The 23,859-nt window shown below is 71.5% G+C and carries 23 protein-coding genes; 13 read left to right on the forward strand and 10 right to left on the reverse strand.

All coding sequences use genetic code 11. The annotated features are described in order from the left end of the window. Positions 1-16: 16 nt before the first annotated feature. From LXT23_RS30320 to LXT23_RS30330, 3 genes are all read right to left on the reverse strand, one after another. Positions 17-1,315 carry a UDP-glucose dehydrogenase family protein gene (locus LXT23_RS30320; RefSeq protein WP_253983829.1) on the reverse strand — a complete coding sequence of 433 codons (1,299 nt, stop codon included), beginning with the start codon at positions 1,313-1,315 and terminating at the stop codon, positions 17-19. A gap of 75 nt (positions 1,316-1,390) precedes the next feature. Then, positions 1,391-2,518, reverse strand: coding sequence for a glycosyltransferase family 4 protein (locus LXT23_RS30325; protein ID WP_253984015.1), 1,128 nt, complete (start codon positions 2,516-2,518; stop codon positions 1,391-1,393). Between the two features lie 371 nt (positions 2,519-2,889). Beyond that, complete coding sequence (locus LXT23_RS30330) at positions 2,890-3,813, reverse strand: YihY/virulence factor BrkB family protein (protein WP_253983830.1); 924 nt, start codon at positions 3,811-3,813, stop codon at positions 2,890-2,892. 146 nt (positions 3,814-3,959) lie between these two features. Here LXT23_RS30330 and LXT23_RS30335 point away from each other — a divergent pair, with 146 nt between their 5' ends. Then, positions 3,960-4,463 carry a GNAT family N-acetyltransferase gene (locus LXT23_RS30335; protein ID WP_253983831.1) on the forward strand — a complete coding sequence of 168 codons (504 nt, stop codon included), beginning with the start codon at positions 3,960-3,962 and terminating at the stop codon, positions 4,461-4,463. A 181-nt stretch (positions 4,464-4,644) separates the two neighbouring features. Beyond that, entirely contained in the window at positions 4,645-5,640 is a 996-nt protein-coding gene (locus LXT23_RS30340; protein WP_253984016.1) for a UDP-glucuronic acid decarboxylase family protein, read from the forward strand. A 139-nt stretch (positions 5,641-5,779) separates the two neighbouring features. Here the strand turns inward: LXT23_RS30340 and LXT23_RS30345 are convergent, their stop codons facing one another. Next, on the reverse strand, positions 5,780-6,871 hold the full coding sequence (locus LXT23_RS30345) for a serine hydrolase domain-containing protein (RefSeq protein WP_253983832.1): 1,092 nt from the start codon (positions 6,869-6,871) through the stop codon (positions 5,780-5,782). A 152-nt stretch (positions 6,872-7,023) separates the two neighbouring features. Between LXT23_RS30345 and LXT23_RS30350 the strand changes: the two genes are divergently transcribed. Genes LXT23_RS30350 through LXT23_RS30360 form a run of 3 tightly spaced genes read left to right on the forward strand, consistent with a single transcriptional unit; the run spans position 7,024 to position 10,156 of the window. After that, the gene (locus LXT23_RS30350; protein ID WP_253983833.1) at positions 7,024-7,863 is read left to right on the forward strand and encodes a carbohydrate ABC transporter permease; all 840 of its coding nucleotides are present in this window, start codon (positions 7,024-7,026) and stop codon (positions 7,861-7,863) included. After that, on the forward strand, positions 7,848-9,284 hold the full coding sequence (locus LXT23_RS30355; protein WP_253983834.1) for an ABC transporter substrate-binding protein: 1,437 nt from the start codon (positions 7,848-7,850) through the stop codon (positions 9,282-9,284). Before LXT23_RS30350 ends, LXT23_RS30355 begins: the two co-directional genes overlap by 16 nt. Next, positions 9,281-10,156 (forward strand): carbohydrate ABC transporter permease, encoded by an 876-nt coding sequence (locus LXT23_RS30360; RefSeq protein ID WP_253983835.1) that lies wholly within the window; start codon positions 9,281-9,283, stop codon positions 10,154-10,156. Before LXT23_RS30355 ends, LXT23_RS30360 begins: the two co-directional genes overlap by 4 nt. A 1-nt stretch (position 10,157) precedes the next feature. Here LXT23_RS30360 and LXT23_RS30365 read toward each other — a convergent pair whose 3' ends face one another. From LXT23_RS30365 to LXT23_RS30375, 3 genes are all read right to left on the reverse strand, one after another. Next, complete coding sequence (locus LXT23_RS30365) at positions 10,158-10,685, reverse strand: peroxiredoxin family protein (protein WP_253983836.1); 528 nt, start codon at positions 10,683-10,685, stop codon at positions 10,158-10,160. 48 nt (positions 10,686-10,733) lie between these two features. After that, positions 10,734-12,020: an amidohydrolase family protein gene (locus LXT23_RS30370; RefSeq protein ID WP_253984017.1), complete on the reverse strand. Its 1,287-nt coding sequence runs from the start codon at positions 12,018-12,020 to the stop codon at positions 10,734-10,736. A gap of 69 nt (positions 12,021-12,089) precedes the next feature. Further along, positions 12,090-12,548 carry a hypothetical protein gene (locus LXT23_RS30375; protein ID WP_253983837.1) on the reverse strand — a complete coding sequence of 153 codons (459 nt, stop codon included), beginning with the start codon at positions 12,546-12,548 and terminating at the stop codon, positions 12,090-12,092. 147 nt (positions 12,549-12,695) lie between these two features. On the opposite strand from LXT23_RS30375, the gene LXT23_RS30380 reads away from it, so the two are divergent. From LXT23_RS30380 to LXT23_RS30390, 3 genes are read left to right on the forward strand one after another with little or no spacing between them, the layout of a single operon-like run. Next, positions 12,696-14,849: a serine/threonine-protein kinase gene (locus LXT23_RS30380; RefSeq protein ID WP_253983838.1), complete on the forward strand. Its 2,154-nt coding sequence runs from the start codon at positions 12,696-12,698 to the stop codon at positions 14,847-14,849. 9 nt (positions 14,850-14,858) lie between these two features. Continuing rightward, on the forward strand, positions 14,859-15,908 hold the full coding sequence (locus tag LXT23_RS30385) for an extracellular catalytic domain type 1 short-chain-length polyhydroxyalkanoate depolymerase (RefSeq protein WP_253983839.1): 1,050 nt from the start codon (positions 14,859-14,861) through the stop codon (positions 15,906-15,908). A gap of 21 nt (positions 15,909-15,929) precedes the next feature. Further along, on the forward strand, positions 15,930-16,682 hold the full coding sequence (locus LXT23_RS30390) for a carbohydrate deacetylase (RefSeq protein ID WP_253983840.1): 753 nt from the start codon (positions 15,930-15,932) through the stop codon (positions 16,680-16,682). Here the strand turns inward: LXT23_RS30390 and LXT23_RS30395 are convergent. Then, the gene (locus LXT23_RS30395; RefSeq protein ID WP_253983841.1) at positions 16,666-18,585 is read right to left on the reverse strand and encodes an ATP-binding response regulator; all 1,920 of its coding nucleotides are present in this window, start codon (positions 18,583-18,585) and stop codon (positions 16,666-16,668) included. The genes LXT23_RS30390 and LXT23_RS30395 overlap by 17 nt on opposite strands. A gap of 195 nt (positions 18,586-18,780) precedes the next feature. Between LXT23_RS30395 and queF the strand changes: the two genes are divergently transcribed. Then, positions 18,781-19,143 (forward strand): preQ(1) synthase, encoded by a 363-nt coding sequence (gene queF / locus LXT23_RS30400; RefSeq protein ID WP_253983842.1) that lies wholly within the window; start codon positions 18,781-18,783, stop codon positions 19,141-19,143. Between the two features lie 10 nt (positions 19,144-19,153). Here the strand turns inward: queF and LXT23_RS30405 are convergent, their stop codons facing one another. Beyond that, positions 19,154-19,348, reverse strand: coding sequence for a hypothetical protein (locus LXT23_RS30405; protein ID WP_253983843.1), 195 nt, complete (start codon positions 19,346-19,348; stop codon positions 19,154-19,156). A gap of 11 nt (positions 19,349-19,359) precedes the next feature. Beyond that, positions 19,360-20,370, reverse strand: coding sequence for a serine/threonine-protein kinase (locus LXT23_RS30410; RefSeq protein WP_253984018.1), 1,011 nt, complete (start codon positions 20,368-20,370; stop codon positions 19,360-19,362). A gap of 193 nt (positions 20,371-20,563) precedes the next feature. Here LXT23_RS30410 and LXT23_RS30415 point away from each other — a divergent pair, with 193 nt between their 5' ends. The 4 genes from LXT23_RS30415 to LXT23_RS30430 all read left to right on the forward strand — a co-directional run bounded on the left by LXT23_RS30415 (position 20,564) and on the right by LXT23_RS30430 (position 23,794). Beyond that, a complete protein-coding gene (locus tag LXT23_RS30415) occupies positions 20,564-20,767 on the forward strand; it encodes a hypothetical protein (protein WP_253983844.1) in 204 nt (67 codons plus the stop codon). Between the two features lie 84 nt (positions 20,768-20,851). Further along, positions 20,852-21,982 carry a phospholipase D-like domain-containing protein gene (locus LXT23_RS30420; RefSeq protein WP_253983845.1) on the forward strand — a complete coding sequence of 377 codons (1,131 nt, stop codon included), beginning with the start codon at positions 20,852-20,854 and terminating at the stop codon, positions 21,980-21,982. 97 nt (positions 21,983-22,079) lie between these two features. Next, entirely contained in the window at positions 22,080-22,892 is an 813-nt protein-coding gene (locus LXT23_RS30425; protein ID WP_253983846.1) for a hypothetical protein, read from the forward strand. After that, the gene (locus LXT23_RS30430; RefSeq protein WP_253983847.1) at positions 22,889-23,794 is read left to right on the forward strand and encodes a type VI immunity family protein; all 906 of its coding nucleotides are present in this window, start codon (positions 22,889-22,891) and stop codon (positions 23,792-23,794) included. Before LXT23_RS30425 ends, LXT23_RS30430 begins: the two co-directional genes overlap by 4 nt. Positions 23,795-23,859: the final 65 nt, after the last annotated feature.

The following is a 23,859-nucleotide window of genomic DNA, read 5'->3' on the forward strand; positions in this document are numbered from 1 at the left end:
GGCCCCCGCCGCCCCGCTATACCCGGCCGATGCCGTAGTAGGTGAAGCCTTCTTCCCTCACCTGGGCCGGGTCGAAGACGTTGCGGCCGTCGAAGATGGCGTGCCCCTTCATCAGGCTCTTGAGCCGCTTCAGGTCTGGCCTGCGGAACTCGTTCCACTCCGTCACGAGGAACAGCCCCTCTGCCCCTTCCGCCGCCGCGTAGCCCGACGGCGCGTACAGCACCCGGTTGCCGAAGTAGCGCTCGGCCACCTTCGCCGCCACCGGGTCGTACACCTGCACCCGCGCGCCCTTGCCCAGCAGGCCCTCGATGAGCTCCACCGACGGCGCCTCGCGCATGTCGTCCGTCTTCGGCTTGAAGGCCAGGCCCCACACGGCGAACGTCCGGTCCGCCAGCTCGCCATAGTGCTTCAGCGCCTTGGCCAGCAGCGAGCGCTTCTGCCGCGCGTTGGTCCGCTCCACCCCCCGCAGCAGGTCCAGCTCCAGGCCGTGCTCCCGCGCGGTGGCCACCAGCGCCTTCACGTCCTTGGGGAAGCAGGAGCCGCCGTAGCCCACGCCCGGGAAGAGGAACGGGTAGCCGATGCGCTTGTCCGCCCCCAGGCCCTTGCGCACGAAGTCCACGTCCGCGCCGACCTTCTCGCACAGCGCGGCGATGTCGTTCATGAAAGAGATGCGCGTGGCCAGCATCGCGTTGGCGGCGTACTTCGTCAGCTCCGCCGAGCGGGTGTCCATGTACAGGATGGGGCTCTCCGTGCGGACGAAGGGCTCGTAGAGCTGGCCCATCAGCTTGCGCGCCCGCTCGGAGGAAGTGCCGATGATGACGCGGTCCGGCCGGAGGAAGTCCTCCAGCGCCGTGCCCTCCTTGAGGAGCTCCGGGTTCGACACCACGTCGAACTCCACGTCCGTCACCCGGGAGATGCTCTCCCGCACCCGGTCCGCGGCGCCCACCGACACGGTGCTCTTGTCCACCACCACCGTGTACTGGCGCAGCGCCCGGCCGATGTCCTCCGCGGCGGCCAGCACGTACTGGAGGTCGGCGTCACCGGTATCCCCCTGCGGCGCGCCCACGGCGATGAAGACGACCTGGGCCGGCGTCACCGCCTTGCCCAGGTCCGTGGTGAAGCGGAGCCGGCGCGCCACCATGTTGCGGCGCAGCAGCTCCTCCAGCCCCGGCTCGTAGAGGGGCAGCCGCCCCTCCCGCAGGTCGTGGATCTTCTTCTCGTCCACGTCCACGCAGGTGACCTCGTTCCCCGACTCGGCGAGACACGTCCCCGCCACGAGTCCCACGTACCCCGTCCCCACCACCGCGATTCTCATGACACGTCCGTTCCTTCCAGCTCCGCGCTACACCGTGAATCAGTCCAGCGGCACGCCAGCCCCACCGCTGGACGCTCATGGTGACGGCGTCTCCGGAAGGGGGCTCCGCGTCCGGGGCGGCGGAGGCGGCGCTTCGGGGATGCGCAGCCCCGAGAGCGCGGCGTAGAGGGACAGGTAGGCCGCGGCCATCCTCCGCGGCGTGTAGGTGAGGGCCCGCGCCCGCGCCCGCACGGCCAGCCGGGTGCGCAGCGTGTCGTCGTGGCGCAGCGTCTCCACCGCATCCACCAGCGCTCCGACGTCATCCGGCGGCACGAAGAGGGCGGGCCCTTCTCCCCACACCTCTCGCAGCGAGGGGATGTCGCCCAGCACCAGCGCGCAGCCGGACAGCGCGGCCTCCAGCACGGACAGGCCGAAGGGCTCGTAGCGCGCGGGCAGCGCGTACACGCTGGCGCGCCCCATCCAGTCCGCCAGCGACGAAGAGGACAGGTGCCCCAGCAGCTCCACGTGGCGGGACTCCACGGCGAGTCCCGAGGGGTGCCGCGCGTCGCCCGCCACCTTCACCGGCCAGCCGAGGCGCGGCGCCGCGGCCCGCAGCGCGGCGAGGTTCTTCGCCTCGTCCCACAGCCGGCCCGCGGAGAGGACGAAGGGCTCCCGCTTCGCGCGCGGGGGCATGACGCCCGGGAACCGGCCGTTGGGGATGACCTCCGCGGGGGGCAGCGGACCGTAGTGGGCTCGCAGCGCCTCCAGCATGGCCGCGCTCGGGGCCACCACCCTCCCCGCCGCCCGCAGCCCGGCGGTGACGGCCTCGCGGTAGCGCGCGTAGCGCTCCGGGGCGTCCTCGCGCTTCACCGCGCGCCACCAGGACAGGATGCACGAATGGCCCACCACCAGCGGCCGCCGCTCCCAGGGCAGCGCCCCGTGCGCATAGCCGTTGAGGTGCACCACGTCCGGGCGCACCCGCGCCTCCAGCGAGAGGAGCCAGTCCCCCGCCGCGCGCACGTCCTCCCATGGGTCGTCCATCCACTCGAGGCGGAAGCGGCTCTCCTCGAGGTGGAGGTTGGGCAGGGCGCGCGCCTGCGCCCACTGGGCTTCGGAGAGCGGCGCGCCCATGGTGGCGAGCGTCACCTCCACGTCGCGTGGCGCGAGCGCCCGGACGAGCTCCAGCGCATACGTCCAGACGCCGCCGAGGGTATCGGCGGTCATCAACACCCGCCGCACGCGCGGGGCATGGCTATCCGGCGAAGTCTTCAAGAGGCGGTCGCTCCTGTGGAATGGCTCGCTGGGGCGCGGGCAGTCGAGACAGGCCGCCGCGCCGACCTCCTTGGCGACAGCGACCCATCAGGACCGAGCCCCCGTGCTCGTGAGGGCAACGTAGGTCGCGGCAGGGAATGGGAGCATTGCCTTGTCACGCAGCCTCGATGCCGGATGCACGACTTTAGGACAGGCGACCCTGCACATCGGCGCACTCCTGGGCCACCCGCCGCGTCGCCCGGCAGGTCCGCCGCGACGCCGTCACCCTGCGCCCAACGGGCACCGCGAGGAATGAGACCCGGGTGTGAACGCGAGGTGCGCGGCTACACAGTCCGGGTTCCGGGCGTCTCGTCGGAGGGAGGACGCGCGAGGACGGCGTTTATCTCCGCGCCCAGCATCAGCGCGAGCGAGGAGATCCACATCCACAGCAGCAGGACGACGATGCCCCCCAGGGCGCCATAGGTGATGCCGAAGGTGCTGAAGCGGGAGACGTAGAAGGAGAAGCCCAGCGAGGCGGAGAGCCAGACGAGCACCCCCGCCACGGAGCCGGGCGTGATGAACTTGAACTTCTGCCGGGCATCCGGAAGCACCGAGTAGAGGGTCGCCCAGAGAATCATCATCAGCAGCGCCGCGAGGGGCAGCCGCAGCCAGACCACGAGTGTCGTCCAGGGTGGCCCGAGCCTGGAGGCGAGCGCGGGGGCCCCCACCGCGAGGAGCCCGGCGAGCAGCGTCAGGACCGCTCCCGCCAGCATCATCCCGAGCGCAATCCCGTAGACCTTCCAGCGCGGGCGGCGCTCCGTCACGCCGTAGGCGGTGTTGAGCGCGTCCATGAGGCTCACCACCCCGGCGGTCGCCGACCACACCGCGGCCAGGGCGCTGAACGTGAGCAACGGCCTGCCGGGCCCGGAGGTGAGCTGCTCGAGCTGGGCGTAGACGAGCTGGCTGAAGGCGGGAGGGACCTCGCGGCCCACCGCACCGACGAGCGCCTGCACCTGGGCGGGCTGGATGACGACACCCGCCAGGGCGACCATGAAGAGCAGGAAGGGAAAGAGGGAGAGGACACCGTAGAACGTGAGGGCGGCCGCCGCGTCACTCAGCTTGTTGCGCTTCCACTCCTGTTTCAGCCTCGCGGGGAGGCCCCTCCACTTCGCCGCGCCGTGAGGCCAGCCCCTGCGTGCCCCGGAGGGGCTTCCGCCCGGACCGGACGCCTCCCTGCCAGCCAGGCCGCCGCGATGCACGCCTTCCATGGTCGTCTCCTGGAGCAAAGGTAGCCTCGCTCCATCAGCCGGCAGCCCTGGAGGCCGCTGACGCAGGCCCCTCCCCAGCACCCACCGCGCGCGGTCCTGGCAGGGCAAGCGCCAACCGGTCATGCTGGGCCTCCGGGAGGCTCTTCATGGACATTCTCCGGGCGACTCCGGCCGAGCACCCGCTGCTGCGCAACCTCTACCCGCTCTACCTGCACGACCTGAGCGAGTACGGCGTCGAGTACAGGCTCGATGAGCAGGGGCAGTGGCAACCCGACTTCCTGCCGACCTGGCTGGCCCCATCCGCCGAGGTGCATCCCCTGCTGCTGCGCTCGGAGGGACGCACCGTCGGCTTCGCCTTCGTGGGGCAGGCCCCGTTCCCCTACATGACGAAGGGGCGCGACTTCCGGATGAGCGAGTTCTTCATCCTGCGCGGCGAGCGCAGGCGCGGGCTGGGCCGGCTCGCCGCCCGGGCCGTGTTCCAGCGCTTCCCCGGCATCTGGGAGGTGTCCCAGCTCCCCGGCAACCAGGCCGCCATCACCTTCTGGCGGAGCGTCATCGGCGAGTACACGGGCGGGGCCTTCCAGGACACGCAGGTGGATGGCTCGCCCGCCCAGGTCTTCGACAGCCGGCGCGCGCGCCAGGGCCGGTAGCCCACAGCATTGCACGGGGGTACGAGCCCGGAGCCAGCGTGAAGTGCTGAACGCGGTGAGTGCCGGGCATCCGATGCACGCGGTGGACGTGCGTCCAGGAAGAGACCCTGCAACCCACCCTGCCCCGGAGAACGGGTACCCGCTTGCTTGCCCTGGCGAGACCTTGGCGCGCATGAACGAAATGAAGGGCAGGCGCGTGGTCGTCCTCGGGGGCTCGGGGTTCCTGGGCGCCCATCTCTGCGAGCGGCTGCTGCGCGAAGGGGCCGCCGAGGTCATCAGCCTCGACAACCTCCTCACCGGCAACGCACGCAACCTCACGGACGTGGCGCCGCTGGGGAACCTCCGGGCCGTGAGGCACGACATCACCGAGCCCCTGCGCGTGGACGGTCCGGTGGACTTCGTCTTCAACCTGGCCTCTCCGGCGTCGCCCATCGACTCCGCGCTGCTCCCCATCGAGACGATGCGGGTGGGCTCCATCGGCACGGAGAACGGGCTGCGGCTGGCGCGCGAGAAGGGCGCCGTGTTCCTCCAGACCTCCACGTCCGAAGTCCATGGCGACCCGCTGGTCCACCCCCAGTCGGAAGACTACTGGGGCCACGTGAATCCCGTGGGCCCGCGCTCCATGCACGACGAGGCCAGGCGCTACGGCGAGGCGCTGTGCACCGCGTACGCGCGCATGCACGGCCTGCGCATCCGGATTGCGCGCGTCTTCAACACCTACGGGCCGAAGATGCGGCTGGAGGACGGCCGCGTGCTGCCCGCCTTGGTGGGCCAGGCCCTGCGCGGCGAGGACTTCTCCGTGTTCGGCGACGGCACGCAGACGCGCTCGTTCTGCTACGTGAGAGACCTCATCGACGGGCTGGTGCGGCTGGCGCTGTCGGACGTCACCGAGCCGGTGAACCTGGGCAACCCGCGCGAGATGACGACTCTCGAGTTCGCCGAGGCCGTGCGGAAGGTGCACGGTGGCGGGGGCCGCATCGTCTTCAAGCCGCTGCCTCAAGATGACCCGCGGCAGCGCAGGCCGGACATCACCCGGGCCATGGAGCTGCTGGGCTGGGCGCCCACGGTGTCCCTGGAGGACGGGCTGGAGGAGACGCTCGCCTGGTTCCGGAAGGGGATGCCGCGGCGGGTGCCGCAGGCGTCCGTCAGGCAGCCCTCCGTGAGCGCGGCATGCTAGTCGCGCGGCGCTCGCTACGAGAACCGCTCCTCGCCCGGGAAGCCGCTCAAGGCCGCCTCCCGCACCGTCACCGGGGGCCCCTGTACCGGCTGGCCGTGGCCCTGCTCGGGCTCATCCGCCGCTGAATTGCCTGCTCGCGCTACGGCTTCGGCTCGCTGGAGATCGCCTGGAGCAGCTCCTCCGTCAGCGTGGCCAGCTTCCCCAGGTCGGCGTTGGTGTTGCTCAGGAGGATGACCGTCAGGCCATTCGACAGCACCCGGCTCAGCCGGGACTTGAAGGGACCGTTCGAGCCGCTGTGCCAGGCGACGACCTCGTCCCGGCCGCCCAGCTTCAGCGTCTTCACCCGGCCGCCGTAGGAGTAGCCCTCGTCCGCGACGTACGGCGTCCGGAGCTGCTCGAGCGCCTTCGGTGAGACGAGCTTCCCCGCATGGAGCGCGCGGCTCAGGGTGAGCAGGTCCGTGGCGGTGCTGTACGCGCCTCCCGCGCACGCGATGAAGACGGGGTTGGGAATCGAGGAGCGCGCGGGCTGGGGCCGCACGGACGTGTAGCCCATGGCGCTCCCGGGAACGGCGGAGGAGAAGTCCCCCGAGAAGATGCCGGTGTCCTTCAGCTTCAGCGGCTCCAGGAAGCGCTGGACGTTCTGCTCGTAGGTGCGGCCGGTGGCGCTCTCGATGATGGCCCGCACCAGAATCCAGTTGGAGTGGGAGTAGTCGAACCTGCTGCCGGGCTCGAACTGGAGCGCGCCGCTCGCGTAGCGCTCCACCGCGGCCGCCGTGGACAGCTCCTCCTTCGCAATCTCCCGGTTCGCTCGGAACGCGGTGGCCAGGTCGTTGGGAACGCCGCTCGTGTGCGACAGGAGGTGGTGCAGCGTCACCTTGCCGCCGACGTCCTTGCGGTACGTGGGCAGGTACTCGGAGATGGGGCGCGTCAGCGACAGCGTGCCCTCGTCGACGAGCTTCAGCACCACCAGCGACGCGAGGTACTTGGAGATGGAGCCGAGCTGGTAGCGCGTCCCGAGCCCCGTGGACCTGCCGGCCTCCACGTCGGCCTGCCCGTAGGCGCCGTAGTGCAGGAGGCCGTCATCCCTCGCCACCAGGACGACGCCGTGGAAGTCATTGCTCTCGACGAACCGCGCGACGAGCGCCTCGGGAGTCGCGGCGGAAGCCGTCACACCGGAGAGGACCACGGACAACGCCACCCACAGCGACCCGGACACCTTCGAGACCGTCATCACACCTCCATGGAGCACAACGCCTGGCCGGCCCCTCGATTGCCTGAACACTCGGACCGGGCCGGGGATTCGGCAAGGCGGAAGGGACCGACAGCCGCCGCCCGGGCTTGACGGCGCACCACGGTGTGGGCGCGAATGGGGCCCCCACCGCGATGCCGTCCCCCGCCCGCCTCTTCAGCTCCTCCTCGCGAGTCCTCGTCATCGGCGTGCTGGCCGCGCTGTTCCTCGCACCGCTGGTGGTGATGCTGGCCGGCTCGCTGCGTCCGCCCGGGCTTCCGCCCCCACGCGGAGTGGAACTGCTGCCCCAGGGCGCGGGGCTGGCCGCCTACGTCGCCACCTTCGAGCTGGTGCCCTTCGCGCGCGCCCTCTTCAACTCCGCGCTGCTGGCCGCACTGATGGTGCCACTCAGCGTGCTCACCGCGTCCTGGGCGGGGCTGGCGCTGGCGCAGTCCTCCGGGTGGCGCTGGACGACGCTGGCCGGCACGGTGCTGCTGCTGGAGATGGTGCCCGTCACGGCGGTGTGGCTGACCCGCTTCGCCGTCTTCAAGGTGCTGGGCCTCACCGGCACCGCCGTGCCCCTGGTGGCACCCGCGCTCATGGGGGGCAGTCCCCTCTTCGTCCTCCTCTACGCGGTGGCCTTCCGGCGCCTGCCCCCGGAGCTGTTCGAGGCCGCGCGGCTGGAAGGCGCCGGCCCCCTGCGCCTGTGGCGCTCCATTGCCCTGCCGCTGGTGCAGCCCACCACCGCCGCGGTGGCGCTGCTGGCCTTCATCCTGTCGTGGAGCAACTTCATCGACCCCCTGCTCTACCTCAGCGGCGAGGACGCGCTCACCGCGCCCCTGGCCCTGCACGCGCTGGAGCTGCTCGGCTCCACGCAGTGGCCCGTGCTGCTCGCCGGTGCCGTGGTGGTCACCCTGCCCGCCGTCCTCGCCTTCCTCGGCGCGCAGCGCATGTTCCTCGGTGAGGAGAGAGGCAGCGGATGGCTCGGACGATGAGGTGGAGCGCGGCGCTCGCGCTGGCGGGGCTGGCCGTGCTCGGCGGCTGCAAGCGCGAGGACCCGGCCCCCACGGCCTCGCAGGGGCAGCAGCCCGCGAAGACGGGCACCACCGAGGTGACGCTCCAGCTGTTCGGAGACCCGGCCGAGGTGGGCGGCTACCGCCAGCTCATCGCCGCCTTCGAGGCGAAGCACCCGGACGTGAAGGTGCGCCTCATTCCCATCGGCAAGCAGAAGGACCACATGGCGAAGCTCACCACCGCCTTCTCCGGTGGCACGCCGCCCGACCTCTTCCTGCTCAACTACCGGCGCTTCGGCCAGTTCGCCGCCAAGGGCGTGCTGGAGCCACTGGGCCCCCGGCTGGAGAGGAGCACCGTGCTCAAGGAGCGCGACCTCTACCCGCAGGCGGTCGAGGCCTTCCGCTACGACGGCGCGCTGACGTGCATCCCGCAGAACGTCTCCAGCCTCGTCGTCTACTGGAACCGCGCCCTCTTCCAGCGCCTGGGCGTGCCGCCTCCGAAGCCGGACTGGACGTGGGACGACTTCCGGAAGACGGCGCAGGCCCTCACCCGTGACGAGGACGGCGACGGCCGCATGGACGTCCACGGCGTGGCCTTCGAGCCGACCCTGTCCCGCCTGGCCCCGTTCATCTGGCAGGCCGGTGGCGAGCTGGTCGACGACGTGAAGGACCCGCGGCGGCTGATGCTGCTGGACGCCTCCTCGCTGGAGGCGCTGCGCTTCGTGCTCCGGCTCCAGCGCGTCTTCAAGGTGACGCCCACGCTGGAGGAGGCCAAGTCGGAGAACCACGAGGCGCGCTTCGCCGCGGGCCGGCTGGGCATGCACCTCAACAGCCGGCGGCTGGTGCCCACGCTGCGCGACGTCCCCGGCCTGGACTGGGACGTGGCGCCCCTGCCCCGGCACCACAAGGTGGCCACCGTGCTGCACTCGGACGCCTACTGCATGTCGCGCGCGTCCAGGTCGAAGGACGCCGCCTTCCGCTTCGTGGAGTTCGCGCTGGGCCCGGTGGGCGCGGAGCTGGTGGCGCGCGGCGGGCGCACCGTGCCGTCGCTGCGCAGCGTGGCGGAGGGGCCCGCGTTCCTGGACCCGGCCCAGCGCCCGGCCTCCGCCCGCGTCTTCCTGGACTCCATCCTCCACATCCGCCGGCTGCCCAACGTGTCGGTGTGGAACGAGGTGGAGACGCGCGCGGACGCCATCGTCGAGGAGTGGTTCTACACCGTGCCCCCCGCCGGCACGCGGCTGACAGAGGCGGACTCCAACGCGGTGCGGCCCGCGCAGGAGGCGGGCGGCTCCATGCGCCGGCTGATGCGCTCGCTCGACGAGGTGAACATGCTGGGCCAGGAGCTGAACGAGTCCGTGCAGGGCATCCTCGACGCCGCGCCGGCGAGGCCCGCGACACCGTGACGGCCCGGGCTCCGCGCGGCCGCGAGGCCATGCTCTGGCTGGCGGCGCCCTTCGTCGTCGCGGCCGTGCTGCTGGTGGGGCTGCCCGCGCTGCTGGCGCTGGGGCTGGCCTTCACCGACTACGACGCGCTGAGCGCCCCGCGCTTCGTGGGCGTGGCGCACTTCCTCCGGCTGTGGGACGACCCGCTCTTCTGGACGGCGCTGGGCAACTCGCTGCTCTTCGCCGCGCTCGCCGTCCCCCTGCGACTGGTGGCGGCCATGGGGCTGGCGCTGCTGCTGCACAAGCGCGCGGGGGTGGCGCGCTCCGCGGTGTTCCTGCCCACGGTGGTGCCGGACCTCGCCTATGCGCTGCTGTGGCTGTGGCTGCTCAACCCGCTGTACGGGCCGCTGGCGCTCGTGCTGAAGACGACGGGCCTGGCGGACGGAGGCTGGCTGCTCACGCCCTGGGGCGCGCGCGGGGCGCTGGTGGCGCTCACCGTGTTCCAGCTGGGCGAGGTCTTCGTGGTGCTGCTGGCCGCGCGGCGCGAGCTGCCGCAGGAGCTGTACGAGCTGTGCGAGCTGGAGGGCGGCGGCGCGCTCACCGTCTTCCGCAAGGTGACGCTGCCGTTGATGGCGCCCACGCTGGGGCTGCTCGCCGCGCGCGACGTCATGAAGAGCCTGCAGACGACGTTCGTGCCCGCCCTGGTCATCACCCAGGGCGGCCCGCGCTATGCGACGACGTTCCTGCCGCTCTACATCTACCAGAACGGCTTCGAGTACCTGCGCATCGGGTACGCGTCCGCGATGACGTGGGTGATGTTCCTCGTCACCGTGGCCATGGTGGCCGCGCAGCTGTGGGTGCTGCGCGGGTGGCGCACCTCTCGCGAGGCGTGAGTCACTTCGTGCCGGCGTCCGTGCCCGGCGGCTTCGAGCCGGGCTTGCGGATGGGGCACGACACAATCGCCCCATTCGGGTCGATGGCGTCGCTGCCGGTCTCCACCTTGAGAATCTTCCGTCCCTCGCCGACGACGAACGTGTAGCGCTTGGGCACCGAGAGCAGCGGCATCTTCACGTCATACGCCGCGACGACCTTGCCCTCCGGGTCTGGAATGAAGGGGAACGGGGCTTTCAGCTCCGCCTTGAAGCGCGAGAGCGTGTCTGCGTCATCCATGCTGATGGCCAGGACCTGGCCATGGAGCTTCTCGATGTCCGAGTACCTGTCCCGGTACGCCGAGAGCTCGCGGGTTCAACCTCCTGTGAAGGCCTTGGGGAAGAAGGCCAGGATGACGGGGCCCTGCTTCACCATCTCCGACAGGGTGTAGGCGTTGCCGGCGGTGTCCTTCACCGTGAAGTCCGGCGCCGTGTCACCCACCTGCGGAATGGCCCCGCTGAAGAGTCCCGCGACGAGCACTGGGAAGAGCATGGGAGGACTAAACCGGACCCGGCGCCGGGAAGGCAAGCGGCCGGACGGCTACCTCGACTCGGCCATGCGCGCCCACACCGCGGCGGCGGCCTCGCGCGCCTGCTCCGCCACCACCGTGGGGCTCACCGACAGCGCACGGCGGGCCCACATGCGCCACACGCCGTCCACCATGACGGCCTCCACGTGGCGGCTGCCCAGGCCGAACACCACGTGCCAGGCCAGGTTCCCCGCCGACAGCGGCGTGGCCGGCAGGTAGTCCAGGATGAGCAGGTCCGCCAGCGCGCCCGGGCGCATGGGCCCCACCGGCACCTCGAACAGCTGCGACACCAGCCGGTGGCCGTTGGCCAGATAACGGAGCACGTCGATGGGCTGCCCCGCCTCGCGCGAGCGCAGATACGCCGCCTGCGCCTCCGCGAACAGGTCCGCCGACACGGCGTCCACGCCCAGCGTGGCCCGGTGGCCGAACTTCAGCGCTGGCGCGTAGCCCACCTCCAGCCCCTGGTTGGAGCGCGGCGTGTGGACAATCCACGCGCCGGTGGCAATCACCTGCGCCAGGTCCGCCCACTCCAGGTGGCCCACGTGCGCCAGCTGACTCTTGGGTGACAGCAGGCCCGCCTCCAGCAGCCGCGCCACCGGCGAGGCGCCATAGCGCTCGGTGGACAGCCGCTCGTCCAGCGGGTCCTCGGCGAGCGGCATGTGCAGCGCGCCATTGCCCAGCGACTTCACCGCCTCCGCCACGCCCTGCAGCCCGTCCGGCGCCAGCATGAAGCAGGGCGCCGCGCCCACCTGCCCGCGGAAGCGGCCCTTGGCCTTCTTCGCGAAGCTGACCGTCTCCTCCAGCCCCTCCTCGCGGGCGATGGCGCCCAGCCGGTCCGACACCGCGTAGGACAGCACGCCGCGCACGCCCACCTCGTGGAGCCCGCGCGCCAGCCGCACCAGCGAGCCCGCCACCGCCCTGGGCGACGAGTGCAGGTCCACCACCGTGGTGGTGCCGCACTGGAGCGCCTCGAGGCCGCCCGCGCACCCGGCCACCTGCACGGCGTCCAAGTCGAGCGCGTTCTCGTAGGGCCAGAGCACCTTCTCCAGGATGTCCTGGTAGTTCTCCAGCGGGGGGTTGGGCATGCCCCGGCCGAGCACCGCGTGCAGGCGGTGGTGCGCGCTGACGAGGCCCGGGAAGACGAGCTTGCCGGACAGGGCGACGACCTCGTCGTCAGGGGCGGGAGCCAGGTCCGGCCCGCGATCGACGATGCGCTCACCTTCGATGCGCAGGTCCACGCGCTCCACCAGCGCGGGCTCCAGCTCGACGACGTAGCCACCCTTGAGGACGGTGCCCAACATTCCTCCGTACGCAGCGCGTGCGTGTCAGGGGCCCTCCTCCCCAGGGGCCGTTGCAGGCGCGGGACGTTAGCACTCCCGCCCCATCGCGCGAGCGAGCAGGTAGAGCACCCACACGCCGCGTCCCCCCCACAACACGGTGCGAAGCCAGTTGCTGGAGACCAGCCGCCGGTGTGCGCGGGGGTCGAACCCACCCTGGAGCACCTCGTGCTGGGGCACCTGGAGGAAGAAGGTGGACACCCACAGGGCCACCACGGCGCCCAGGCCGGCCCAGGCCATCCAGGCAGGCACGCCCGGTGGCAGCGGCCCGAAGGCGAGCCACACGGCGGTCGCCAGCTCCACGAGCATGGGCCCGCCCACCACCCAGGTGATGCGCCGGGCGTGCGCTACCGCGTAGGTGGGGAAGGCCGCCGGGCCCACCCGCGCGAAGAGCGGGTAGTGCACGACCTGGACGACCGCGATGACGCCCACCATGTAGAGGGTGGCCGCCGCATGTACCAGCCACAACAGCGTGTCCAGACGCGGCATGCGCGAAGGGTGGGACTGCCGGTGGAACGGAGCAAGTTCCCGCCAGGGGACGAGCGGGCGGCCGCGTCATTCGACACGAGCAGGACGCGGACCGGCTCCTACACGTAGACTGCGCGCACTTTGGAGCCGGAGCAGAACCCCTACTGGATGGGCCGCTACCGACTGTCCGCGCGCATCGCGACAGGCGGAATGGCGGAGGTGTACCTGGGGCGCCACATCGACGAGAACGGACAGCGCGGGCCCGCGGTGGCGGTGAAGCGGCTGATGCCGCACCTGGCCACCGACAGGCGCGTGGTGCAGATGTTCCTCAACGAGGCGCGCATCACCGCACAGGTGCGCCACCCCAACGTCGTCACGATTCTGGAGCTGGGGATGGAGGGCACCGAGCCCTTCATCGCCATGGAGCTGCTGGAAGGCCGCTCCTTCGCGGAGCTGCGGCAGGAGGCCGCCGAGCACGGCCAGCGCGTGCCGCTGGGGATTACGTTGCGCGTGCTGGTGGAGGCCTGCCGCGGGCTGGACGCCGCGCACCGCGCCGTGGACGAGGAGGGCCGGCCGCTGCGCATCGTCCACCGCGACTTCACCCCGGACAACATCCATGTGGGCGTGAATGGCGAGGTGAAGGTCATCGACTTCGGCATCGCCAAGGCGGAGTCGCTCGGCTCGGGCACCGAGCCCGGCGTGCTGAAGGGGAAGTTCTTCTACATGTCGCCGGAGATGATCGCCGGCCGGCAGGTGGACCACCGCGCGGACCTGTTCGCCGCCGGGGTCATGCTCTACGAGCAGCTCTGTGGCCGCAGGCCCTTCACAGGCATGACGGCGGAAGAGGTGCTGGGACGCATCGCCGAGGGCCGCCCGAAGCCGCCCACCGCGTTCGACCCGTCCGTGCCCGCGGCGCTGGAGCTGGTGTGCCTCACGGCGCTGGCCCGGGACCCGGCCGCGCGCTTCGACAGCCTCGAGTCCTTCATCGACGCGATGGAGGCCATTGGCGGCGCGGCGGAGGTGGCCACGACCGAGCAGCTCGCGGCGTACGTGGACACCCTCTTCCCGCCGGACCGGGACTCCAAGCGCCTGGCCCTGCGCCGCGCGCGGCTCGCCGACCCGTCCCACGGCGGCACGCCGCCGCGCCCCATCCGCCTGGTGCCCGAACAGCCAGGCTCCACCGGCGTGTCGGTGTACGTGGAGGGCCCCGGGGTGCCTCCGGCGGTACACCGTCCGGGAGAGATTTCCTGGGGTCCGGCGCCCAAGGTCCCGGTGCCACCCGAGGAAGCCCCTGCGTCGGCCACGGCCCCCTCTTCGCCCTCGGCCTCTGCCGTCGCGGCCGGGGCTCCCGACTCCTTCATCGGGAAGGCCTCCGCGCCCGGGAAGCGCTCGCGCGTGGGCCCCATCCTCGTGGGCGTGCTGGCCCTCGGCGCGCTCGGGGGCGGCGGGGCGTGGTTCATGACGCGCCCGGTGTCGCCTCCCGCCGCGCGGCTGGCAAAGGCCGAGGCCGCGTCTTCGACCGAGGCGAAGGTGGCCGCGCTCGCCGGCTTGGGGCTGGACACGCGGGCCACGGCGAAGGAGCTGGCGCGCGCCGGTGCCCTGCTGCTGGCGGCCGGCGCGCACGCCCCGGCGCTGGAGCTGGCGGAGTCCTACACGTCGCGCTTCCCGAAGGACGTGGAGGCGCACCTGCTCGCCGCGCGCGCGGCCACCGAGCTGCGGCTGGGCAAGCGGGCCGAGCGCGCCCTCGACGAGGCCACCGCGCTGGCCCCGCGCGACCTGCGGCCCCTGCTGGCCATGGCGGAGCTGCGCGAGCGGCAGGGCGACATCCCCGGCGCGCTGGCCGCGCTGGCGAAGGCCCACGCGCAGAAGCCGCGCTCGGCCGAGGTGGCACCTCGCTACGGCCGCCTCCTCTCCCAGAGTGGCCGGCTGGACGAAGCCTCCACCGTCCTGGCCGCCTGGACGCGGGAGCACGACGACGCGGCCTGCCTGGCGGAGCTGGGCTTCGTGCGCTTCCGCCAGCAGCGGGTGGACGAGGCCGCCAGCCTCCTCAGGCGCGCCATCCGCAAGGACGCCCGGCTCGCCGTGGCGCACTACTACCTGGGGGCCGTCCTCTTCCGGCAGGGAGACACCTCCGCCGCCGAGCGCGCCTACCAGGAGGCGGACCGGCTCGCCCCGCAGGACCCGCGCGCCCTCACCGCCCGCTGCCAGCTCCATGCCCACACCGGCAACGCGGCCGCGGTGGACGCGGTGAAGCGTGCGCTGGCGGAACGATTTCCCGACCGTGCGAACACGCTGGCGGCGGAGTGCTCGTCCGGGAATTAGCTTCCCGCCATGCGCCTTCGCCTCCTGTCGCTGTGTGCCGTCGCCCTGCTCGCCGGGGCCACCGCGTGCTCCTCCTCCAACGACTCGCGCCGGAACGACGATGCGGGGACCGTGGACCCGGGCGGCTCCGGCCAGGAGCCCGAGGTACCGGACCGCACCGCCTGCACCGGCCTCACCGTGGGGCCCGGCACGTATGACTGGACGGTGGAGCATGGCGGCCGCACCCGCGCCTACCGCGTCCATGTCCCCCCTGGCTACGACGCCACCCGGCCGGCGCCCGCCGTGCTCGCCTTCCATGGCTTCGGCTCCACCGAGGTGGAGATGGAGTCGCTGACGCGGCTGTCCACGCTGGCCGACACCGAGGGCTTCCTCGCCGTGTACCCGCGCGGGCTCAGCTACGCGGAGGTCAACGGCGCCACGGACCCGAGGCTGGAGGACACCCGGGGCTGGAACGGCGCCGCGTGCTGCGGGGCCTCGCGGAACACCGTGGACGACGTGGGCTTCGTGGACGCGCTGCTGAAGGACCTGGACACCCGCGTGTGCGTGGACACGCGCCGCACCTTCGCCACCGGCTTCTCCAACGGCGGCTTCTTCTCGTACCGCCTGGCCTGCGAGCGCGCGAGCCGCTTCGCCGCCGTGGCCCCGGTGGCCGGCATGGAGGGCGTCACCGCCTGCAACCCGTCGCGGCCGGTGCCGGTGCTGCACATCCACGGCACGAACGACCCCACCATCTATTACGGCGGCGGCAACAACCTCGGCCCCTTCGGAACCGAGTACCCCTCCGCCGAGGAGTCCGTGCGGCGCTGGGCGGACCGCAACGGCTGCGGCGACGCCCCCGTCCAGACGTACCAGCAGGGTGACAGCACCTGCGTCGCCTACACCGGGTGCGCGCCGGAGAGCGCCACCGCCTCCCTGTGCACCGTGCAGGACGGCCTGCACGCGTGGCCCGGCTCCCCCCGGTACAACAACGGAACCCGGGACCTGGATGCCACCCGCGAGGCCTGGCGCTTCTTCCAGGCGCGCCCCCGCACCGAGGGCGCCCCGCTTCCCATTCCCTGAACGTCCGAGGAGATTCCCGCCATGAGCGCCCGCGCCCTCATCATCAACGCCGACGACCTGGGCTACGACCCCGCCGTCACCCGAGGCATCCTCCGCGCCATGCGCGAGGGCGTCGTCTCCTCGGCCACCTTCATGGTGAACACGCCCTGGTCCGAGGCCGCCGCGCGCGAGTCCCGGGGCCTGCCGGGCATCGGCCTGCACTTCAACCTCGCGCGCGGCACGCCCGTGTGGAGCGGCTTCCCGCGCGCGCTGCTCGGCGAGGACGGCGGCCTCGTGGAGGCCCGCGCCGCCAGCCTCACGCCCGACGTGGTGGAGGCGGAGGCCTTCGCCCAGCTCGCGAGGCTCGCGGGGCTGCTCGGCGCGCCGGCCACCCACGTGGACGTGCACAAGCACCTGCACCGCCACCCCCACGTGCTGGAGGGGCTGGCCCGCGCCGCCCGGGCCGCGAGGCTGCCGGTGCGCTCCATCGACGCGGACATGCGGCGCGCGCTGGAGGCCCACGGCGTGGCCACCAACGCGCACTTCATCGGCGACGCGGGGACGGAGGCGTACTGGACGCTGGAGCGGCTCCAGGAGCAGCTGGCCGCGCTGCCCGCGGACGGCGTCATCGAGCTGATGTGCCACCCGGGCTACCGGCCGGAGACGGTGAAGAGCGGCTACTCCGCCCAGCGCGAGGTGGAGCTGGAGACCTTCGTCCACCCGCGCGCCCGCGAGCTGCTCACGCGCGCGGGCGTCACGGTGGCCGACTTCCGCGTCCTCACGCCCGGGGGCTGAGGCCCGAGAGCGGCACGTCGGGCGACGTCTCCGACAGCGTCGGAGGCCGGCGCCGCTCCACCGAGAGGACGTTGCGCACCCGCGCCACCAGCTCGTCCGCGCGGTACGGGCGGGTGCACAGCGTGGTGCCCTCCTGGGCCCACCAGGGCCGCTCGTCGCCGGCCAGGAGGATGGGCACGGGCCGGGCGCGAGGCAGCGTGGCGAAGGTCTCCAGGAAGACGCCCGTCTGCCCCTGCGTGGCGCTGGTGGAGAGGACGATGAGGTCCACCGGCAGGTGCGTGGCCCGGCGCAGCGCCTCCGCGCCGTCGCGCGCGGTGAGCACCTCGAAGCCCTCCGAGAGGAGCACCCGCTCCGCCACCGACTCCTGCGCCCGGTCCTCGTCCAGCAGCAGCACGCGGCGCGGCAGCCGCTTCACCTCGTGCGCGGCCATGCGCGGCAGGGACAGGGTGAAGGTGCTGCCGTGCCCCTCCGCGCTGGAGAGGGACAGCGAGCCGCGGTGCAGCTTGGCGATGGAGTGGCTGATGTAGAGGCCCAGCCCCAGCCCGCCGAAGTTGCGGTGCGACACGTTGCGCGCCTTGTAGAAGCGCTGGAACACCTGCGCCTGGTCCGCGCCGGGGATGCCGATGCCGTGGTCCCTCACGTGGATGCGCGCCTCGCCCGGCAGCCGCTCCACCGAGACGATGATGGGCTCGCCCGCGGGGCTGTACTTGTGCGCGTTCTCCAGCAGGTTCACGAGCACCTGCTCCAGCCTGTCGCGGTCGCCCTGCGTCCAGACACGCTCGCGAGGCACCTCCACCGAGAAGGGGCGCTCGAAGGCGGCGCGGAAGTGGTCCACCACCTCCGCCACCAGCTGTCCCACCTCGAGCGGCGCCAGGTTCAGCGCCAGCCTCCCGGCATCCAGCCGCGAGGCATCCAGCAGGTCGTCCACCAGCCCCGCCAGCCGGTCCACCTGCCGCTTGGACTTGAGCACCGTGCCCAGCTCCACCGGCTGGCCCGCCGTAATCCGCTTCTCCATCGTGTAGAGGCCCAGCTTCAGCGGGGTGAGCGGCGTCTTCAGCTCGTGGCTGGCGATGGACATGAACTCCTCGCGCACCTGGAGCGCCGCCTTCGCCTCGCGCAGGAGCCGCGCGTTCTCCACCGCCACGGCCAGCTGGTTGGCCGCGGCGCTCCACAGCTCCAGCTCGCGCACGGAGAAGGACGTGCCCTGCTCCTTGTAGAGCAGCAGCAGGCCCACCGTCCGGCGCGGCGCGCACAGCGGCACCGCGGCGAAGATGGAGCCCATGGCGTCGCCGTAGCCGCGCTGGATGCCCAGCTGCGCCTGGCGCGAGGCCAGCGCCTGGCGGAACGGGTCGTCCGACGGGTCGAAGGTGTCCTCCGGCGCCTCGCCGCCCGCCAGGTCCGACACCGCCGCGCGGCGCAGCTCCTTGCCGTCCGCCTCGCAGAGGAACACCTCCGCGCGCCGCACCTGGGCGCAGCGCACCAGCGCCACCACCGCCGCCGCGCAGACGCTCTCCACCTCCAGCGTCTCGCCCACCGCGCGGGCAATCTCCTGCACCGCCTGGGAGAAGGCGCCCTCGTCGTCGACGCCGGAGGGCTGGACGACCAGCCAGGCGCCTGGCGACTCGCCCGTCCGCGCGGGCTTCACCTGCACGCGCACCTGCCGCAGCGCCCGGGTGATGACGTGGCCCGTGTGGGCGCGGCCCTCACGGATGGCGCGCTCCACCGCGTCCAGGCTGCGGCCCCGCTCGAGCGCGTCGAGCAGGTCGCCTCCCGCACGCAGCTCCACGCCCGTCTTGCTGGCAAAGCCGTCCTCGCACCACTGGACGCGCAGGTCAGGCCCGACGCGTACCAGGGCCAGCGGAAGGCACGAGAAGGCATCTTCTACGTCGGAAGGAAGCGGCATGTGCTCGGGCGTGGGGGGAGGAACCCATGTGGATTATGAGCGCCTCCGCGGGCTGGCAACCGGCCCTCCCCCCGCAATCCCCGCTGGTGGACGCCGGGCGCGTTGGGGGGCCGACACATGCCCTCCGGGGTAGCCAGCAAGCCGACAGCCACGGGACGGATGACACACGGCGTTGGTGTGGTAGACGACAGCGCCATGCCTTCGCAGCCGACCAAGGAACTCCAGACCTTCCCCAACCCGGCGCCCGAGCGCGACTACGAAATCGCGTTCGACTGCCCCGAGTTCACCTGCCTGTGCCCCCTGACGGGCCAGCCGGACTTCGCCCGCTTCAAGATCTCCTACGTGCCGGACCAGCTGTGCGTGGAGCTCAAGAGCCTCAAGCTCTACATGTGGGCCTACCGCAACGAGGGGGCCTTCCACGAGAAGGTCACCAACACCATCGCCAACGACATCATCCAGGCGATTCAGCCCCGCAAGCTGACCGTGGTGGGCGACTTCTTCGTGCGCGGCGGCATCGGTACCATCGTCACCGTCACGCACGACAAGAAGAAGGGCTGAGCCTTTTAGCTCAGTCCCGGCTCTTCATCAGGTCGTCGGCCTTCTTCTGGAGGTCGGCCTCCACCGAGTCCGCGGCCTGCCGCACGTTCTCCAGGGAGCGGGCGGCGGGGGCCCGCGAGTCCACCCCCACGGGCCGCTGCGTGACGTACCAGGCCACCGCGAGGATGGCTCCCAGGCCCAGGATGACGGTGAGGACGCGTCCCATGATTTTTCCCTTCAGCGCGCGAGCTGCTGCACGAGCGGCGCCCACTGCGCCTGGGTGAGGTAGAGGCCGGTGCCGGCCGCCGTGGCCACCGCCGCGGCGAGGGCCCACTTGAGCATTCCGCCGGAGCGCGGGCGGGCCGTGGTGTCGAAGGCCTCCACCGCGGCGTCCAGCTCCTGGGGCCGCAAGAGCTGCTGGGCCTCCGTCTCCGTCAGCTTCTGCCGGTGGCGCAGGAAGGCGACGAGCAGGGCCGCGTGCGACACCTGCACCTCCTGCGCGAGGAAGACGTCCAGTTCGCGGCGCATGGCGGCGGCGTCCGGGAAGCGGTCCTCCGGCTTCACCTCCATGGCGCGCTGGATGATGCGCGCCAGCCCGGCGGGCACGTTGGGGGCCACCTTGGAGAGCGGCGTGTACTTGCCGTCGCGAATCCGGGCGAAGACCTCGCCGGCCGTCTTGCCGTGGAAGGGCCGCGCGCCCGAGAGGGCCTCGTAGAGGAGCACGCCGAGCGAGAAGATGTCCGTGCGCCCGTCCAGCGGCGCGCCCGTCACCTGCTCGGGGGACATGTACGAGGGCGTGCCCACGGCCATGCCCTGCTGGGTGAGCGCCTCCATCCCCACGTCCTTGGCGATGCCGAAGTCCATCAGCTTCACCTCGCCGGACTTGGCGAGCATGACGTTGGCGGGCTTCAGGTCCCTGTGGATGATGTGGCGGAAGTGCGCGTGGTCCAGCGCGCTGGCGATGCGCGCGGCGATGACGCCGGTGACATCCGGAGGCAGCGGGCCTTCCTTGATGAGCGTGTGGAGGGTGGGACCGTCCACCAGCTCCATCACCATGAAGAGGCTGTCGTTCTTCTCCACCAGGTCGTAGAGCGTGACGATGTTCTGGTGGCGGAAGGCGGCCAGCGCGAGCGACTCGCGGCGGAAGCGCGACAGCGTCTCCTTGTCGCGCTGGCCCTCCGGGAGCAGCTCCTTGATGGCGACCTCGCGCTGCAGCATCTCGTGAAGACCGCGGTACACGACGGCCATGCCTCCGCGGCCCAGCTCTCCGAGCACGCGGTAGGCGCCAATCTTCCGATGACGAACGGCTTTCTCTGCGGGGGGCACGGGCGGCAGGCTATCGGAGCGCGCGCACAGCGTCGATGGTCCGTGTGGCCACCCGGCCGGGGAGCGGGTCCGTGGGAGGCTGGCTCCACGCCGGAGCCTGCTACCCCCCGCGCCCATGAAGACCTTCCGCTTCCTCGTCCCCGTCCTCGCCCTGCTCTCCCTGCAGGGCTGCTTCTACCACCGCAACGTCCACGTCCATCCGTCCAAGTCGAAGAAGTCCAAGGTGAGCAGCAAGCAGTGCCATCCGAGCCAGTACTGGGATGGCGACGAGTGCCGTCACAAGGGCAAGGGCAAGGGCGCTCGCAAGCACGACGACTGAGCGGGCTCCGAGCGGGACGTGCGCCGGGCCTCACCCGCAGGCTGTCCCGCTTCCGCTCGGGGAGCGGTAGGGTGGAGGGCGAACATGCGCTCCGAAGCCTCGCTCCCCCCGCTGCCCGCCCCGGTCCTCCCGCCGCTTCGCCAGGAGCCCCGAGAGGACATCATCCTGCTCGACGGCGGGACGGAGGCGTACCCGCGGATGCTGGCGGCCATCGCCTCGGCGACGCGGCGGGTGCACCTGGAGGTGTACACCTTCGAGCGTGAAGGTGTGGGTGCGCGCTTCGTGGATGCGCTGGTGGCGGCGGCCCGGCGGGGTGTGGCGGTGAAGGTGGTGGTGGACGGCTGGGGCAGCATCAAGGCCAGCAGCCACCTGACGCAGACGCTTCGGGCCGCGGGCGCGAAGGTGCGCGTGTACAACCCGCTCACCTCGCTGTTCACGGGGCGCTCGTGGCGGAACCACCGCAAGATTCTCCTGGTGGATGACGCGGTGGCGTTCCTGGGTGGCATCAACATCGGGGACGAGTACGCGGCGAATGGTGACGTCCCCGGCTGGGCGGACCTGGCGCTGGAGCTGCGAGGCGACATCTGCCGGCAGCTCGGCGAGAAGCTGCATGCGGGGGCGTCCGCACTGACGTCGGGGCCGGTGAGCCTGTTCCTGTCGGGACTGGGGGGCGGACACCGCTTGCGCAAACGGTACCTCTCGGCGATCGAGGGCGCGAAGCACGAGGTGGTGCTGGCGCATGCGTACTTCCTTCCGGACGCGGGCTTCGTGCGGGCGCTGAAGCGGGCGGCGCGGCGGGGGGTGAAGGTGTCGCTGCTGCTGGCGGGGCGCAGTGACGTGGTGTTCGCGCGCGCGGCGACGATGCGGCTGTATCGCGAGCTGCTGCTCGCGGGGGTGCACATCCACGAGTGGACGGCGTCCACGCTGCACGCGAAGGCGGCGGTGGTGGATGGGAAGACGCTGCTGGTGGGCAGCTTCAACCTGGACCCGCTCTCGCTGGTCAATCTGGAGACGCTGGTGGAGGTGGCGGAGCCCCGCATCGCGGCGCAGGTGGGGCTGTGGCTGGACAAGCACGTGGCCACGTCGCGGCATGTGGTGCTGGAGGAGTGCGGGCGCTCGCCGCTGCAGCAGTGGCTGCTGGATGTGGTGGGGCTGGCGGTGGCGCGCTTCGCGGAGCGGTTCGCCAGCTTCATCGGCCGGCGGCGGAAGCGGTGATGCGCGTGGGGTGCGGGTTCCCCGCATTCAGGTGTGGCGGTAGCGATTCGTAGAGTCCCTGCTTCGCGGTGCCGGTGTCCGGGCGCGCGGAGGGGATATGTCGCGACGGTGGTGGAGAGCGGCGGTGCTGGGTGGAGTGCTCGCCGGGTGCGCGGGAACGCCGGAGCGTGCGAGGCCGGACCGGTATGGCCTGGACTCGTTGACGGCCGCGTGCCAGCGGAACCCGAAGCTGTGTGCCCAGGCGGCAAGCGGAGAGGCGCTGGCGCCGTGGGCGAAGCCGATGGAGGTGGCAGCGTCGGTGGGTACGGCGGGCAGCGTCGCGGTCCGGGCGCTGACGGATGAGCAGGCGAGCCTCATCGAAGATGCGTTGGTCGAGTGTGCCGACGATGCACGTTCCGTGGTCCTCCTCCGCTACTTCCCCGATAGAGGTCCGCCCACCCGAGAGGAGTGCAACGAGGTTGTGGAGAATGCTGGAAAGGAGAACGCGAAAACCCTTGCCATGAAGCTCGGCACGGAGATGCACGCGGTCGCGCTCGCGTGCGCAGGGGAAAGACTGGGCAAGCTGCGTCCGGGAGGCTTCAGTCTTGAGCCGTGCTACCTGTACGACCCGGCGACGAAGACGTGGGAGCCGATAGGCCGAGACGCCGAGGAGTCACTGAGACAGCACGACCGCTGCAAGCTGACGGGGTCTCTCGTGCCTGACATCGTCATCCACGCAGGGGACCTCAAGCGGGCGCTTGCGGTCTATGACTTCAAGTTTCCCTGCGCAGACCTCGACAAGAGTGCGTTCTGGAGGAGGTATTCGTCGGGCCCGCACAAGAACCGCACTCAGAAAGACCTGTATAGAGAGGTAACAGGAGTGCCTGAATCCACGGCCATCATCCAGCCCAGGCTCGGAGTCATCCGATGAGCGAGCACTTCCCCAGGCTCCGCATTCACACCGAGAGCGGACACGTCCTGATTCGCGAAGGCCTCAACGCCACCTTCTACATGAAGCGCCCACATTCGGAGATTGCTCAAGGCATGCTCCGGTCGTTCGAGGCCTATCTGCGAGCAGTTGGGCCTTCAGCACTCACCGCCTACGCCGACCTGGAAGGGTACTGGCAGCAGCTCGACACGAAACGCTGGGGGGACATCTGGCAGGAACTGCGGCATCCACATGGAGCCAATGTCCAACTGACTGATACCGCCAGTCGCGAGAATCGCTTCGAGTTCGCCTACCAAGGACGTGCGCTGGACGACCCATCTCTCCATGTCGAGCCTGATGAGGCCTGCTTCGTCTCCTACTGGCTCCCCTCGGAGCTCCTGGAAGAGCGTGGCCCTCAATGGGTGCGCGAGCTACTCCTGGAGCTTGCCGCGCCACTGCCCTTCAACTCAGGCAATGCAGGCCTCGCCTTCAACTGCCCGCTCGATCATGTGGGCATACGCAGGGAGGTGGAAAAGTACTGCTTCCGCTATCCCGGCATGGATGTACTCGACCTGAGCTGGACCGCCATGCACATCGGCACGCGGGTGCGCGGACCCTCCTGGCTGACCTTCCTCGGCCAGCCCGTGCTGGGTGAACTGGGCGGCGCCGAGGGCCTGCGCTCGCGCCTCCACACTCCTGGCACCACCGTGCAGCAACTCGAAGGCGACCGGACCGTCATCACCCTCGGCCCCTGGCCCGAGGCAGGGGACACCGAGCAGGGCAAGGACCTCCCGGCATACCGCGAGCTGGCACGCGTCCTGGAGCCCGTGACGTACTTGGACTCGGCTGGCATCGGCATCCATGAGCAGCCCCCCCTCCGCTGGGCACGGCGCTTCCTCGACTGACCCACGGCCCAGCGCCGCGCAACATCCCTGTGACACGGCTCGCACGCAAAGCTGTGCCGGGCGTC

It is taken from the genome of Pyxidicoccus xibeiensis (assembly GCF_024198175.1).
GTDB classification, from domain to species: domain Bacteria; phylum Myxococcota; class Myxococcia; order Myxococcales; family Myxococcaceae; genus Myxococcus; species Myxococcus xibeiensis.